Genomic DNA, 13,360 nt, shown 5'->3' on the forward strand with positions numbered 1-13,360 from the left:
CCCCCACCCCCGCCACAAGCACCGCCGCTCACACGGCGCCCCCGACGCCACCAACGCCGTCGCCGCCCACGGCCCCGCCCCTGCCACAAGCACCGCCGCTGACGCCGCCCGCACCGCCTCTCACGCCGCAGCCCCTGCCACAAGCACGGCCGCTGAATGCCGCCCGCACGGCCACCCCCGCCGCTCACGCCGCCACCCCGCCGCTGCTGACGCCCCCCATTCGCCGCTGAGGCGCCCCCTCCCTCACCTGAAGGTGCGCCCACCCTGACATGCGCGGGTGCTCCGCGACGGGCTGCCGGGTGCGGGGCCGGAGGCGGTCAGGGGTTGTCGCGCATCTAAATCCTGGGCCGCCCCTGCCCCCGGGCCGCCCCTGCCCCCGGGCCGCCCCTGCCCCCGGGGCGCATCTGCATCCCAGGGGCACGGCGGCCCGGTTGCGCATCTGCATCCCGGGCGTCACCCGGTTCCGCGGCGCCGCCGCCTTCCCGCACGCCTCGAGGGCGTGGCCCGTCGTCGCGAAGGGCTCAAGGTCGCACTGCTTCCGGGGCCGGACCGGAGGGGGGCTCGTTGGTGCCCGCCCGGTGCGTGGCGGTCAGGTAGAGCAGGGACAGCAGGGCCAGCGCCGCGCTCGCGCCCAGGGCGACCGGCACGCTCACGGGCAGGAGCAGCCCGCCGAGCGCCGTGCCCGCCGCGATGCCGAGGTAGAGGGCGGAACCGTTCAACCCCACCACCACGGCGGTTCGGCCAGGAGCAGGGCGGCCCCCGGAACGGCTATCCGACGGCGGTCCGGCGAGCGGCGGCGCTGTCCTAAGGTCGTGGCTCCGGCCCCCGTCCGATGGCCAAGGGAGGCGGCGTGATCATCACCCCGCACGCCGTCACCGATCCCGTCGCCGAGCACGGGGAGAGACCCGTGTGTTAGATCGCTGGGGCGGGCTGCGATGGGTGGACCTGCCGGCCGGCGACGTGCTGGCGCTCGACGGCGAGGGCGGGGTTCCGGCTGGCTGACATGGAGGCACGGGGTGCGGGGCCGCCACGTGGGTGCCGTGGCCGCCGCCCTGCGTCCGCGCGTCTCCGGCGGGTGCGTGGTTGCCGCCGAACGCGACCTGCTGCTGTCCGACTCCGACGACCTGGAGGCCCCGCTGCGCGTGTTCGACTACGACCCGGCGGGCGGGCTGACGGGCGGGCGGCCGTTCGGCGTCGTCGATCCCGGGCACTGCGCCGCGGACGGCCTGACCGTGGACGCCGGGGGCGAGGGGCTCGGCCCCTTGTTCGTCACGGCCTCCGCCCTGGGCGTGGACCGCGCCGAGCAGCCGGCCGCGGGTGCCCTCTTCGCGGCCGACCCCGGTGTCCGGGGGCGGCACGTGCTGCCGACAACCCTCTGAGCCGGATAAAAGGGTTTGCAGCACCGAGCCTAATGCTCCTAGGTTTGGTCTAGAGAAGCTAGGTAGGAGACTTCACCATGAACCCGATTACCGAACACGATATCCGAACGTCCTTCATCAACTGCTCCAAGGGTGAGGCCCGCAGGCTCAACCTGCCGCGTGACCTGGCCGCGTCCCCCTGGCCCGACCTCGACTTCCTGGGCTGGCGCGATCCGGGGGCGCCCGAGCGCGCCTACCTGGTCGCCGAGCGCGACGGCGGGCTCGTCGGCATCGCCCTGCGCCTGTCGCAGGACGTACGCAGGAGCTTCACCAAGTCCACCTTGTGCTCGGTATGCGTGACCCCGCACTCGGGCGCCGGAGTCGCCCTGTTCACCGCGCCCAGGGTCGGCGCGGCCGGCCGCCAGGGCAACACGGTCGGCCTCTACATGTGCGCCGATCTGGCCTGCTCGCTCTACGTGCGCGGCAGGAAGCAGACCGAGCTCGGCGAGCGGTTCGAGTCGCTGACCGTCGAGGAGCGCGTTCTACGGGCCGTGACCAACCTGGACGCCTTCCTCGACCGCGTACGGGAGGACAACGCGGCCCCCACCGCGTAGCTGGTGGGGGGCGACGTCCAGCGCGCGCCAGCGGACGGGAAGGGCCGTACGCGGCGTCAGCCGGCTCGCCCCCGCAACACCCGGTCGCCTGCCAGGCGACCGCCCGGGCGGTAGGGCGCCGGCGTGAACGTCGCCCATGACTTGGACAGCGCTTCCCCGCCCTGCGGTTCCATCAAGATGCGAACCGGCTCACCGGAAACGCTTCACCGAGATGAGAACGGGCCCACCGAGGACGTTCCATCGAGATGAGAGCGGGCTCAGCGCGGAAGCCCCGCTCCTCAGCGTGAGCGCCTCACGGAACGGGCCGGGTGGCTGGGTGCCATGACGATGGGCGGCGCGTCACGGAACGGGCCGGGTGGCTGGGTGCCATGACGATGGGCGGCGCGTCACGGAACGGGCCGGGTGGCTGGGCGCCATGACGATGGGCGGCGCGTCACTGGACGGAGTCGGTGGCCGGGCTCCGTGATGGTGGGTGGCGCTTCACGGGTGGTGGGTGGTGGCGGCGGCGTGGCAGGCGCCGAAGCCGTGGGCGCGCAGGGTGATCCGGCCGGACTCGATCCTGATCGCCGTTTCCGTGCCGTCGCCGGGCTCCGCCACCCCGGCGGCCGCTGCCACCTCGCCCGACTCGTCGTACACCACCCGTAGTCGCGGCCAGGCCGGGCGCGGGAAGGACTGGCGCAGGCAGCTGGACAGCTCGGCGATCGCCAGCCGGGCCAGCGGCAGCAGCTCCTGGGGTGCGCTCGTCACCACCACGGCGGTGACCTCGGCGCCGGGCGGCGCGGCGCGTACGGCCTCCTCGGCCGCCGAGAGCCGGTGGACCCCCAGCACCGCCACCACCCCGTCATCGGCCAGGCGCGCGGGCTCGCCGGTGAGCGCGTCCGGCGCCGGGGGCGGCGCCCACGGCTCGTCGGCCCGCCGCACCTCGGGGAGCATCGGCGCCACCGCCCACCGATCGCCCAGGTCGAGGTCGGCGAGCTGCTCGCACACCCGGATGACGTTGAACGGCTCCACGAACCCCGGCGCCGCGGCCGACAACTGCCCGGCCCCCTGCAGCACGGTGAGAACGGCCTCGGCCAGCCGTACCAGCCGCCCGTCCGGCTCCCGTGGCGGACGCAGGCGCTCGATGGCGAGTCCGAGGAGGATCGCGTTCAGCTTCATGAGCTCCGCGAACGGGCGCCGGGTGACCTCGTCGGCGAGGATCTCGGGCATCAGGTACATGCCCAGCCGGGTGGGGCCGTGCTCGTCGTCGGTGACCAGCGGCAGCCGGGTCACCCAGGCGCGGGCCACCGCGGACAGCGCCTCCCGCACGGTGAGGGCCGGCTCCGCCGGCTCGGTCACGGGAGCGCGCTCGGCCAGGTCGGCCAGGACGGCGAAATACAGCGCCCGCTTGCCGGGGAAGTTGGAGTAGACCGCGCCGCGCGTCAGCTCGGCGCGGTCGGCGATGTCGTCGATCTTCGCGTCCCGGAATCCGCGCTCGGCGAACTCCTGTCTGGCCGCGGCCAGCACTTTCGCGCGATTTCGCTCCTGCGTCTCCGCCCTGGTGAGCCGGACCATCGTGCTCCTCGTTGCCGTTCACTCCCAGGCCAAGATACCGTGAACATCCAGATGATGGGATCATTCGAAATTGGGGAGCAGTGATGGGCGAGGTGCCTGAGGTCGACCTGACCGACATGGCGGTGCTGACGGACCCGTTCGGCGCGTACGGGCGGGTCAGGGAGCAGTCGCCGGTGGCGCGGTTGAGCGCGCCCGGATACGCGTTCTGGACCGTGACCAGGCACGAGGAGGCCAGGGCGATGCTCGCCGACCCGCGCCTGGAGATCAAAGCCGGCAGCTTCATGCGGCCCGACGTGCCCGAGCAGTACCTGCCTTACATGCGCACCATGGCCGAGACGAACGGCGCCGAGCACGCGCGGCTGCGCAGGCTGGTGGCACCCGCGTTCATGCCGCGCAAGGCCACCGAGTTCGCGCCGCGGATCCAGCGGATCGTCGACGGCCTGCTCGACGAGGTGGCGCGGCAGGCCACGGGCGGTCCGGTGGACCTGCTGGAGCACTTCGCGCGGCCGCTGCCGATCGAGGTGATCTGCGAGCTGGTCGGCATTCCCGAGGCCGACCGCCCCCGCTGGCGCGAGTACGGCGCCGCGATCGCGGCCGGGCACGGGGACAAGTTCCAGGAAGCCCTACCAGAGATCATGGAGGGCGCCAGGGCGGCGGCCGCCCGGGGCGGCGCGGAGCCCGGTGACGACCTGATCTCCGACCTCGCCCAGATCATGGAGGAGGACGGCGACCGGCTGAGCGACACCGAGCTGATCACCATGGTCTGGCTGCTCGTCCTGGCCGGCCAGACGCCGACGCACCTCATCGCCAACGCCGTGGCGGCCCTGCTGGAGCACCCCGAGCAACTCGCGACGCTGCGGGACGACCCGGACCTCATGCCGCGCGCCGTGGAGGAGCTGGTGCGCTGGGCCGGTCCAGGGCTGCTGACCATCCCCCGCTTCCCCAGCGAGGACGTTGAGATCGGCGGCGTGATCATCCCCAAGGGGGAGCCGGTCACCGCCGCGATCGCCGCGGCCAACAGGGACCCGCGGGTGTTCGCCGACCCGGACCGGCTCGACCTCTCGCGGGAGCCGGCCGGCCACCTTGGCTTCGCGCACGGGCCGCACTTCTGCGTCGGCGCGTCGCTGGCCCGGGTGGAGACCGGCATCGCGCTCGGCACGCTGCTGCGCCGCTTCCCCGGCCTGGCGCTCGCCGGCGAGGCCCGGCAGAACCCCGACCCGGGCATGTGGCGCCTGCCGTCCCTGCCCGTGACCCTGGCCGGCTGAGGCACCGGTGGCACACCCCAGGACGCCCGCCGCCGTGCCCGGCTGCTCGTTCTGCGAGAAGAGCCAGCAGGAGGTGCGCAAGCTCATCGCGGGCCCGCCGTCGGTCTACATCTGCGACGAATGCGTGGGACTGTGCACCGAGCTCATGGAGGAGGAGCGCCGGACCACCGCCGTCCCCGAGGTGCCCACGCCACGCGAGATCTTCGCCTTCCTGGAGCAGTACGTGATCGGCCAGGAACCGGCCAAGAAGGCCCTGTCGGTGGCGGTCTACAACCACTACAAGCGGATCGGCCCGCCCGCCACCGCCGAGCCGGAGCCCGTCGAGCTCGGCAAGTCCAACATCCTGCTGGTCGGCCCCACCGGCAGCGGCAAGACGCACCTGGTCCAGACGCTGGCCCGGCTGCTCGACGTGCCGTTCGCGCACGCCGACGCCACCGCGCTCACCGAGGCCGGCTACGTCGGCGAGGACGTCGAGAACATGCTGCTCAAGCTCATCCAGGCGGCCGGCGGGGACGTCGCCAGAGCACAGACGGGCATCGTCTACATCGACGAGATCGACAAGGTCGCGCGCAAGTCCGAGAACCCGTCGATCACCCGGGACGTCTCCGGGGAGGGCGTGCAGCAGGCGCTGCTGAAGATCCTGGAGGGCACGGTCGCGAGCGTGCCGCCGCAGGGCGGCAGGAAGCATCCGCACCAGGACCTCCTGCAGATCGACACGACGAACGTGCTGTTCATCGCAGGCGGCGCGTTCGAGGGGCTGGCGGAGATCATCGGGCGCCGGGCGGGGCGGGGGCACGCCGGCTTCGGGGCGGTGCCGGGGGTCGCGGGCGACGGACTCCCGCTCCCGGTCATGCCCCAGGACCTGGTGGCCTACGGGCTGATCCCCGAGCTCGCCGGGCGGCTGCCCGTGGTGACGGCGCTGCGTCCGCTGGACCGGACGGCGCTGATCCGCATGCTCACCGAGCCGCGTAACGCGCTGCTCAAGCAGTACCGCAGGTTGTTCGAGCTGGACGGGGTGGAGCTGGAGTTCGACGAGGACGCCGTCGCCGCCGTCGCCGAGCAGGCGCTGCTCCGCCGTACCGGCGCGAGGGCCGCTCGGGCCGTCCTGGAGGAGGTGCTGCTCAACCTGATGTACGAGGTGCCGAGCCGGGACGACGTGACCCGCGTCGTGATCACCCGCGACATGGTGCTCGCCAACGTCAACCCGACCCTGGTGCCCCGCGACCGCCACGACGCCGACCGCCACGACGCCGAACGCCACGACGCCGAACGCCACGACGCCGAACGCCACGACGCCGAACGCCACGACGCCGAACGCCACGACCGCACCGCCTGACCCCGCCCGATGGGGGCGGGGTCCCGTGTGAAGGTGCCGACATGCCTGCCACCCGGGCGGGACCGCCTTCCGCCCGGGTGGCAGCGGGTCTCGGAGTCCTTGGCCCGGTCCGGAGGCGGGCGGTCCGAGACCCCGGTGGCCGGAGGCCCGGGTGGCGTGGGCCCCCATGCCGTGGGTAGTCGTCCGGTGCTATCCGGCCAGCCGCTCGATCGGCCGCGCCGTGTCCGTGAGGCCGCTCCACGGATCCTCGCCGAGCGCCTCCCCCCGCCGTACGATCTCCACCGTGGCGAACTGAGCCCGCCTCGGGTGCCGGGAAACGCGGACGGCGGAAGCGCAGCAGGCCGCCGCGATTTCGCCGCCGAACGCCTCCAGGTCATCGGCGCAAATCCCCGCCCTGAGCAACAGGTAAGCCTTTTCCCCGGGCTCTGTCGGAGTAATCCAGAGGATCAGCGGAATTCTGCCCCGCCGGGTGTGCATGGGCGTCTCCAAGAAGACCCGCTGCAACCGGTGCCGGGAATACAGGCACCAGAAGCGGCGGGCGATCCATTTCCGCCCCGCGGGCACCGTCGCGGGCACGGACACGGTGCCGGCGAGCGCGAACAGCGCCCACCACGACCCCTGCCCCGCGGCCGCCGCCATCACCGCCGCCGCGCCGGCCGCCAGGGCGACCAGCGCGAGCTCGGTACGCCAGCGCCACAGCGTGACGAGGACACCCGGCCGAGGAGCCAGGATCAGCGCCTCGACCGGCGCGTACGGATTGTGTCGCAGGTTTCGCATGGTCATGACGATCACCTCCGGGCGCCGGTGCTCACGGGGGTCCGCTCGGCGAGCCGGGCGGCCTTGAGGGCGTCGAAGCGGGGGTCGCGGTAGCGCCTCGCGCCGAACCCTGTCTTGGTGACCGTCCACCCGCGCCGGCGGGCCCGGTCATCCTCTTCCGCGCACAATTCGTGGTCGGCACGGGCGACGAGTGAGCTGACCCATGCCGTCATTCGCGATAGTCGCTCGGTGACGTGAAACATTTCGGTCGCCACTTCCTCTCCATTTGTCGCCTCAGCAGAAATGCCTTATCTCTCCCATGGACTCTGCCGTCTCCGGCGTCGTTCCCGTTCGTGTCACCCCGGCCGTCCCGCCGGGTTCACTGATTTCTCCCGTCGCGCCAAGTCTCCTCTTGGCCCGTCAAATCTTCGATAAAGGTGGCTCCCGACTTCGGGGTTCGGTTTTCCGCACCGGGACGGTGGTGTCCCCGGGGCCGATCTGCGGATATTGAGTGTGTTCCGCCGGAGGGCTACGGTTTGGTGGTGAGGTCGCTCCGGATAGTGATCGCCGAGGACAATCTCCTGGTGCGCACGGGCATCCAGGCGCTGGTAGCCACCGAGGACGGCGTCGAGGTCGTCGGCGTCTGCTCCGGTTACGACGCGTTGATGGACTCCGTCGTCAAGGACGCGCCCGACGTGGTCGTCACGGATATTCGCATGCCGCCGACCTTGACCGACGAGGGCATCAGGGCGGCCACGGCGTTGCGTCAGACGCACCCGGAGATCGCCGTCCTGGTGCTGTCGCAGTTCCTCGACCCCGGCTACCTGCTGGCGCTCATCGCGCAGGGCAGCAGCCGGCGTGGCTACCTGCTCAAGGAGCGCGTCGCCGCCCCGGGCGAGCTGGTCTCCGCGGTCCGCACGGTCGCCTCCGGCGGGTCGTTCATCGACTCCGTGGTGGTCGACTCGCTGGTGTCGGCCAAGGCCCGCGACGAGACGGGCACGCTGCGGCAGCTCACCCCGCGCGAGCGGGAGACGCTGGCCGAGGTCGCCGCGGGCAGGTCGAACCTGGCGATCGCGGCCGGGTTCGGCGTCACCGAACGCGCGGTGGAGAAGTACATCAACTCGATCTTCCTGAAGCTGGGCCTGCGCGGGGACCGCGACACCAACCGCAGGGTCAAGGCGGTTCTGATGTTTTTGGACTCGCGTTCGGTGGCGGATTAGCGCGGGGCGGAGGATGCTGAGGACAGAACCGGGGCCGGTGCCCGGGAGACAAGGCCGGGGATAGTGATGGTGGCACCACCGACAGAACGGCGATCGGGTGCGACCATCTGCCTTGTGGAGCAAGAACTCGTGCGCGTTCTGGTGGTGGACGACCTGCCGTCGTTCCGCCGGGCGGTGGCGGGCGTGATCGCCGTGGCCGACGGGTTCGAGCTGGCGGGGGAGGCCGCCAGCGGTGAGGAGGCGCTCGGGTTCCTGGCTGATCACACCGTCGGCATGGTGCTGATGGACGTGAACATGCCGGGCATGGGGGGACTGGAGGCCGCGCGGCGGATCAGGTGCCGATATCCCGACGTCCTGGTGGTGTTGCTCTCGGTCAACAACACCGAGGACCTGCCCCGGGACGCGATGGTGATGGGCGCGGAATACCGGCACAAGGACCGCTTCGGGCCCGACGAACTGGAGGCGTTGTGGAGCGACGGGGGGCACGTTCAGCTCTAGCGGGTTTACGGGGGCACGAGATCATCGAAATCGGCGCGCCCGAATGGGAGCGTCTGCGCACCTACATCCAGGCCGACCTGGTCGGCGTCGTGGTGGCCGCCGCCTGGCTGACGGCGCTCAGGTTCGTGGTCGTGTTCGACGACTGGCTCATCGCGATCGTCTCGCTGCTGCTGGTCATGGCCGCGTTCCTGGTCAGGGCCATCCACATGATCCACCGCTACCGGCGCTTCGCCGCGGTCGTCGTCTTCGCCACGGCCAACTGGGTCGTGGCGATCCTCGTCACCGCGATCGTGCCGTTCGCGCTGGCCACCCTGGCGCTGGCGGTGCTGCTGCCGGTGCTGGTGGCCGTGCAGCACATGAACCACGCCCGGCTGTCGGCGATGCTCGGCGCGACCATGCTGGCGGGGACGGCGCTGGTGGTGGTCGGCAGGGTGTACGGCGGGGTCGGCGTCGCGGCGCCGGCGCCGGTCACGCACGCGCTGGCCATCGTGTTCATCCCGTTCATCACCGTACTGGTGTCGCTGGCCGCCTGGCAGAACCACGTGATGCTGGTGGCCAGGGCCGAGGCGCTGCAGGAGTCGCGGGCCCGGCTGGTGGCGGCGGCCGACCGGGAGCGCCGCGAGATCGAGCGCAACCTGCGCGACGGGGCCCAGCAGCGCCTGGTGGCGGCGGCCGAGCAGGCGCGGCTGGCGCAGTGCCTGCTGGCCACCCGGCCCGACCGGGTCGGCCCGCTGCTCGGCCGGCTCTCGGACGACCTCCAGGAGGCCAGCGCCGAGCTGCGCAAGCTGGCCCACGGGATCTATCCGCCGCAACTGGCCCAGTACGGGCTGGAGACGGCACTGCGGGCGGTGGCGCAGCACAGCCCGCTGCCGACGACCGTGAACGCGGTCGGCATCGGCCGGTACCCGCCGGAGATCGAGATCAACATCTACTTCTGCCTGCTCGAAGCCCTGCAGAACGCCACCAAGCACGCCGGCGGTCAGGCCACGGTCACCATCGCCCTGCTGGACCGCAACGGGCTGTCCTTCGACTTCCGCGACACCGGCAGGGGCGCCAGCCCCGCCCACCTGCGGGCCGGCGACGGCATGATCAACATGAACGACCGCCTGGGCGCCATCGGCGGAACCCTCACCATCGACACCAGGTCCGGCGGCGGGATGCGCCTGCACGGCCACCTGCCCAGGTCCGCGCTGGAGAGCGCCGGCGTGCGGCGGTCCACGCGGGAGCCCGGCAGGGCCGTACGCGCGGCACTGGTGGGCACCTGGCAGTTCATCGCCCGGCTCTACACCGGGGTGCAGCGCACCACGCATCCGCACCCGCAGCGCTACATCGCCGCCGGCCTGTGGACGATGCTGGGCTTCGCGCTCGGCGCGGGCGCCCTGGCCCTCCTGGGGTACGCCGCCACCGGCCTCCGGTGGTCGCTTGCCGCGGCGGCCGGGTGCGGGGTGGCGGCGCTGCTGATCCTGGTGACCCTGCGCCTGCTCCGGCGCCAGCGGGTAGAACGTGCCATCGCCATCTCCGCGGCCATCACCTGGTGCTTCGCCCTGGGGCTGACGGCGATGGTCCCGGACGCGCTCCCGTACGCCACGCTCGTGACGGTGGCGCCGGTCCTGCTGTCGGTCGCGTACCTGCGCCGCCAGCGCTTCAAGCTCGTCATGGCCTGCACGGTCGGCACCGCGGTCGCCATCACCCTGGCCGGTCGTTACCTGCCCGGCATCGGGCTCGGCGGGCACGGCCGGGAGTGGCTGGTGGACCTCCTCGTGATCGCCCTGGTTGTCCTGGGCTTCACCAGGGCCTCGTTCCTCGCCTGGCAGAACCACGTGATGTTGGTGGCCAGGGCGGAGGACCTGCAGGAGTCGCGGGCCCGGCTGGTGGCGGCGGCCGACCGGGAGCGCCGGGAGATCGAGCGCAACCTGCACGACGGCGCCCAGCAGCGCCTGGTCGCGGCGGCGGTGCAGTCGCGGGTGGCCCAGCGCCTGCTGGCCACCCAGCCCGACCGGGTGGGCCCGCTGCTCGGCCAGCTCACGGACGACCTTCAGGAGGCCGGCGCCGACCTGCGCGACCTGGCGCACGGGATCTATCCGCCGCAACTGGCCCAGTACGGACTGGAGACGGCGTTGCGGGCGGTGGCCCAGCACAGCCCGCTGCCGACGACCGTGAACGCGGTCGGCATCGGCCGGTACGCGCCGGAGATCGAGATCAACCTCTACTTCTGCCTCCTGGAGGCGATGCAGAACGCCATCAAGCACGCGGGGGAGAAGGCCACGGTCACCATCGACCTGCGGGACCAGGACGGGCTGTCCTTCGACTTCCGCGACGACGGCGTCGGCGGCAGCCCCCAGCTGATCCGCTCCGGGCACGGGATCACCAACATGTACGACCGCCTGGGCGCCATCGGCGGCACCCTCACCATCGACACGAGCCCCGGTGCCGGGGTGCACCTGCACGGCGACATTCCGGCCGGGGCCCTGCCGGGGACGCCCGCGTGCGGAAGGTGAGGGCCGTTCTGCTACTGTGAGGCCCAAAGATCGGCCCGAGGAGGTGAGACCCATTACCGCTTGTCAGGCTGGGTGCTCCCGTCCTGCGGCCGTATGGACGGCCCACCGGGACTAGGCCGCCGCGGGAGCGCCCATCGGCATTCCGAAAGGCTCCCATGTCGGTTTCCTCCTCTCCCATCCCCGCCGCCGCCGCCGCTGTCGTCGCCAGACTCCGGGCCGCCGGATGCGTCTTCGCCGAGGACGAGGCGCGGCTGCTCCTGTCCAGCGCGCACACGGCGGCCGAGCTCGAGACCATGGTCGGGCGCCGGGTCGCCGGCGAGCCGCTCGAACACGTCGTCGGCTGGGCGGACTTCTGCGGCCTGCGGGTGGCCGTGGGGCCGGGGGTGTTCGTGCCCCGGCCGCGTACCGAGTTCCTGGTCCAGCAGGCCGCCGCGCTGGCCCGCGAGGTCGCGGGCACGCCGGTCGTGCTGGACATGTGCTGCGGCACGGGCGCGCTGGGGCTGGCGCTGGCCGCCCGGCTCGGCCGGGCCGAGCTGCACGCCGCCGACCTCGACCCGGCCGCCGTGCGCTGCGCCCGGCGCAACCTGCCCGCCGGCCGCGTTCACGAGGGCGACCTGTACGAGCCGCTGCCCGCCTCGTTGCGCGGCCGGGTGGACATCCTGATCGCCAGTCCGCCCTACGTGCCGTCGCGGTCGATCGGGCTGCTGCCCCCCGAGGCCCGGCTGCACGAGCCGCTCCTGGCGCTCGACGGCGGCGGCGACGGGCTCGACGTGGTGCGCCGGGTGATCGCCGGCGCCCCCGAGTGGCTCGCGCCCGGCGGTCACCTGCTGGTGGAGACCGGCGAACGGCAGGCGGAGGCGGCCGTCCTGGCCGTCGCCGAGGCCGGACTGGCCGGGCGGGCGGCGGTCAGCGACGAGCGGGACGCCACCGCCGTCATCGGGACCCGCATTCTCTGATCTACAATGTAAAGGGCCGGCTACCGGATGAATTCTGGTGACCGGTCCTTTATGCACTGCGACGTACCCGTTATAGGTGCGGGACTTTGCTCGGATTTCGCGGTTTCATTTCTCCGTCAGTTCGGCCGGCGGTTCGGTGGCTTCGGGGGAATGAAATGAGTCGTTCGCGAAAAATAATGGCGTTTTCCGTCGCGTTCGCGGTGGCGTCGGTGGGCCTCGCGCCCCCGGTGTCGGCGGCGGAACCGCACGAGCCGGTGCGGATCACCCGCTTCCTGGGGGAGCAGCGGATCCCGCACAAGATGATGTTCGGCGGCACCACCGTGGGCGGTATCTCGGGGCTCGACCGGGACCCGCGCACCGGCACCTGGTACTTCATCTCCGACGACCGCTGGCGCTACAACCCGGCCCGCTTCTACACCGGCAGGCTCGACATCGACCGGCAGACCGGCGCGTTCACCGGGGTCCGGCTGACCGGGGTCACCACGCTCACCCGGACCGACGGGACGCCGTTCCCCGGCTACGGCAGGGCGCAGGCGGCCGACCCTGAGTCGATCAGGTTCGACCGGTGGGGCAAGCGGCTGCTGTGGGGGGACGAGGGCGACCGGCCAGACGCCGGCAATCCCGACATCCCGCTCTCGCCCGCCGCCGTACGCGGGATGAACCTGCAGGGGCGGCAGGTCAGCGAGCTGCGGATACCGTCCAACCTGCGGCTGACCGACGGCGAGAGCGGGCCGCGGCGTAATTTCGGCTTCGAGGGGCTGGCCGTCACCGAGCGCACGATCACAGCCGTGACGGAGGGCCCGCGTTACGAGGACGGGCAGGTCCCGACGGCGGAGCGGGGCGCGCCCGCGCGGCTGACCGTGTGGAGCCGCCAGGGCGCCCTGCGGGCCCAGTACGTCTACCCGCTGGACCCGTTGCCGGCCGCGCCGGTCCCGGCCGGCGGGATGGCCGACACCGGGGTCTCGGAGATCCTGCCCATCGACAAGTCCCGCTTCCTCGCCCTGGAGCGGGCCTGGATCGAGGGTGTCGGCTACCGGGTGCGGCTCTACGAGATCGACCTCGGTGCCGCCACGAACGTGCTCAACAGGAACGAACTCGGGGACGGCGACTCGTACGAGCCGGTGACCAAGCGCCTGGTCTACGACCTCGGCTCGTTCCGTGCGCCGGTGCAGAACCTGGAGAGCCTGGCCTGGGGGCCGCGGCTGGCCGGCGGGGAGTGCACGCTGGTGATCGGCTCGGACGACAACTTCGACCGGAGCGAGGTCACGCAGTTCATGGTGTTCGGCGTGTCGGGCTGCCGGTAGG

The 13,360-nt window shown here is 72.4% G+C and carries 13 protein-coding genes; 9 read left to right on the forward strand and 4 right to left on the reverse strand.

The window, feature by feature from the left end:
• Window positions 1–521: 521 nt before the first annotated feature.
• Window positions 522–719: a hypothetical protein gene (locus BLS95_RS30510; RefSeq protein ID WP_143043919.1), complete on the reverse strand. Its 198-nt coding sequence runs from the start codon at window positions 717–719 to the stop codon at window positions 522–524.
• Window positions 720–1,016: 297 nt separating this feature from the next.
• On the opposite strand from BLS95_RS30510, the gene BLS95_RS30515 reads away from it, so the two are divergent.
• Window positions 1,017–1,379, forward strand: a complete 363-nt coding sequence (locus BLS95_RS30515) for an SMP-30/gluconolactonase/LRE family protein (RefSeq protein ID WP_218136054.1) — start codon at window positions 1,017–1,019, stop codon at window positions 1,377–1,379.
• 77 nt (window positions 1,380–1,456) lie between these two features.
• Complete coding sequence (locus tag BLS95_RS30520; RefSeq protein ID WP_090939073.1) at window positions 1,457–1,972, forward strand: FBP domain-containing protein; 516 nt, start codon at window positions 1,457–1,459, stop codon at window positions 1,970–1,972.
• Between the two features lie 480 nt (window positions 1,973–2,452).
• On the opposite strand, the gene BLS95_RS30525 is transcribed toward BLS95_RS30520, so the two are convergent.
• Window positions 2,453–3,526 carry a TetR/AcrR family transcriptional regulator gene (locus BLS95_RS30525; RefSeq protein ID WP_090939076.1) on the reverse strand — a complete coding sequence of 358 codons (1,074 nt, stop codon included), beginning with the start codon at window positions 3,524–3,526 and terminating at the stop codon, window positions 2,453–2,455.
• 83 nt (window positions 3,527–3,609) lie between these two features.
• Between BLS95_RS30525 and BLS95_RS30530 the strand changes: the two genes are divergently transcribed.
• Both BLS95_RS30530 and clpX read left to right on the forward strand, forming a co-directional pair.
• Entirely contained in the window at window positions 3,610–4,791 is a 1,182-nt protein-coding gene (locus BLS95_RS30530; RefSeq protein WP_090939079.1) for a cytochrome P450 family protein, read from the forward strand.
• Window positions 4,792–4,798: 7 nt separating this feature from the next.
• Entirely contained in the window at window positions 4,799–6,127 is a 1,329-nt protein-coding gene (gene clpX, locus BLS95_RS30535; protein WP_090939082.1) for an ATP-dependent Clp protease ATP-binding subunit ClpX, read from the forward strand.
• A gap of 189 nt (window positions 6,128–6,316) precedes the next feature.
• Here the strand turns inward: clpX and BLS95_RS30540 are convergent, their stop codons facing one another.
• Both BLS95_RS30540 and BLS95_RS30545 read right to left on the reverse strand, forming a co-directional pair.
• Window positions 6,317–6,910 carry a hypothetical protein gene (locus BLS95_RS30540; RefSeq protein WP_143043920.1) on the reverse strand — a complete coding sequence of 198 codons (594 nt, stop codon included), beginning with the start codon at window positions 6,908–6,910 and terminating at the stop codon, window positions 6,317–6,319.
• A gap of 5 nt (window positions 6,911–6,915) precedes the next feature.
• The gene (locus tag BLS95_RS30545) at window positions 6,916–7,116 is read right to left on the reverse strand and encodes a hypothetical protein (RefSeq protein ID WP_143043921.1); all 201 of its coding nucleotides are present in this window, start codon (window positions 7,114–7,116) and stop codon (window positions 6,916–6,918) included.
• 309 nt (window positions 7,117–7,425) lie between these two features.
• Here BLS95_RS30545 and BLS95_RS30550 point away from each other — a divergent pair, with 309 nt between their 5' ends.
• The 5 genes from BLS95_RS30550 (at window position 7,426) to BLS95_RS30570 (ending at window position 13,359) form a co-directional block, all read left to right on the forward strand.
• Entirely contained in the window at window positions 7,426–8,103 is a 678-nt protein-coding gene (locus BLS95_RS30550) for a response regulator transcription factor (RefSeq protein WP_218136055.1), read from the forward strand.
• Window positions 8,104–8,217: 114 nt separating this feature from the next.
• Window positions 8,218–8,601, forward strand: a complete 384-nt coding sequence (locus BLS95_RS30555; RefSeq protein ID WP_176993451.1) for a response regulator — start codon at window positions 8,218–8,220, stop codon at window positions 8,599–8,601.
• Entirely contained in the window at window positions 8,571–11,099 is a 2,529-nt protein-coding gene (locus tag BLS95_RS30560) for a sensor histidine kinase (protein ID WP_090939091.1), read from the forward strand. Before BLS95_RS30555 ends, BLS95_RS30560 begins: the two co-directional genes overlap by 31 nt.
• 155 nt (window positions 11,100–11,254) lie before the next feature.
• Window positions 11,255–12,055: a putative protein N(5)-glutamine methyltransferase gene (locus BLS95_RS30565; protein ID WP_090939093.1), complete on the forward strand. Its 801-nt coding sequence runs from the start codon at window positions 11,255–11,257 to the stop codon at window positions 12,053–12,055.
• A 176-nt stretch (window positions 12,056–12,231) separates the two neighbouring features.
• Window positions 12,232–13,359: an esterase-like activity of phytase family protein gene (locus BLS95_RS30570; protein WP_090939095.1), complete on the forward strand. Its 1,128-nt coding sequence runs from the start codon at window positions 12,232–12,234 to the stop codon at window positions 13,357–13,359.
• The last annotated feature ends 1 nt before the right edge of the window (window position 13,360 follow it).

Source organism: Nonomuraea jiangxiensis, from assembly GCF_900099965.1.
Taxonomy (GTDB): Bacteria; Actinomycetota; Actinomycetes; order Streptosporangiales; family Streptosporangiaceae; genus Nonomuraea; species Nonomuraea jiangxiensis.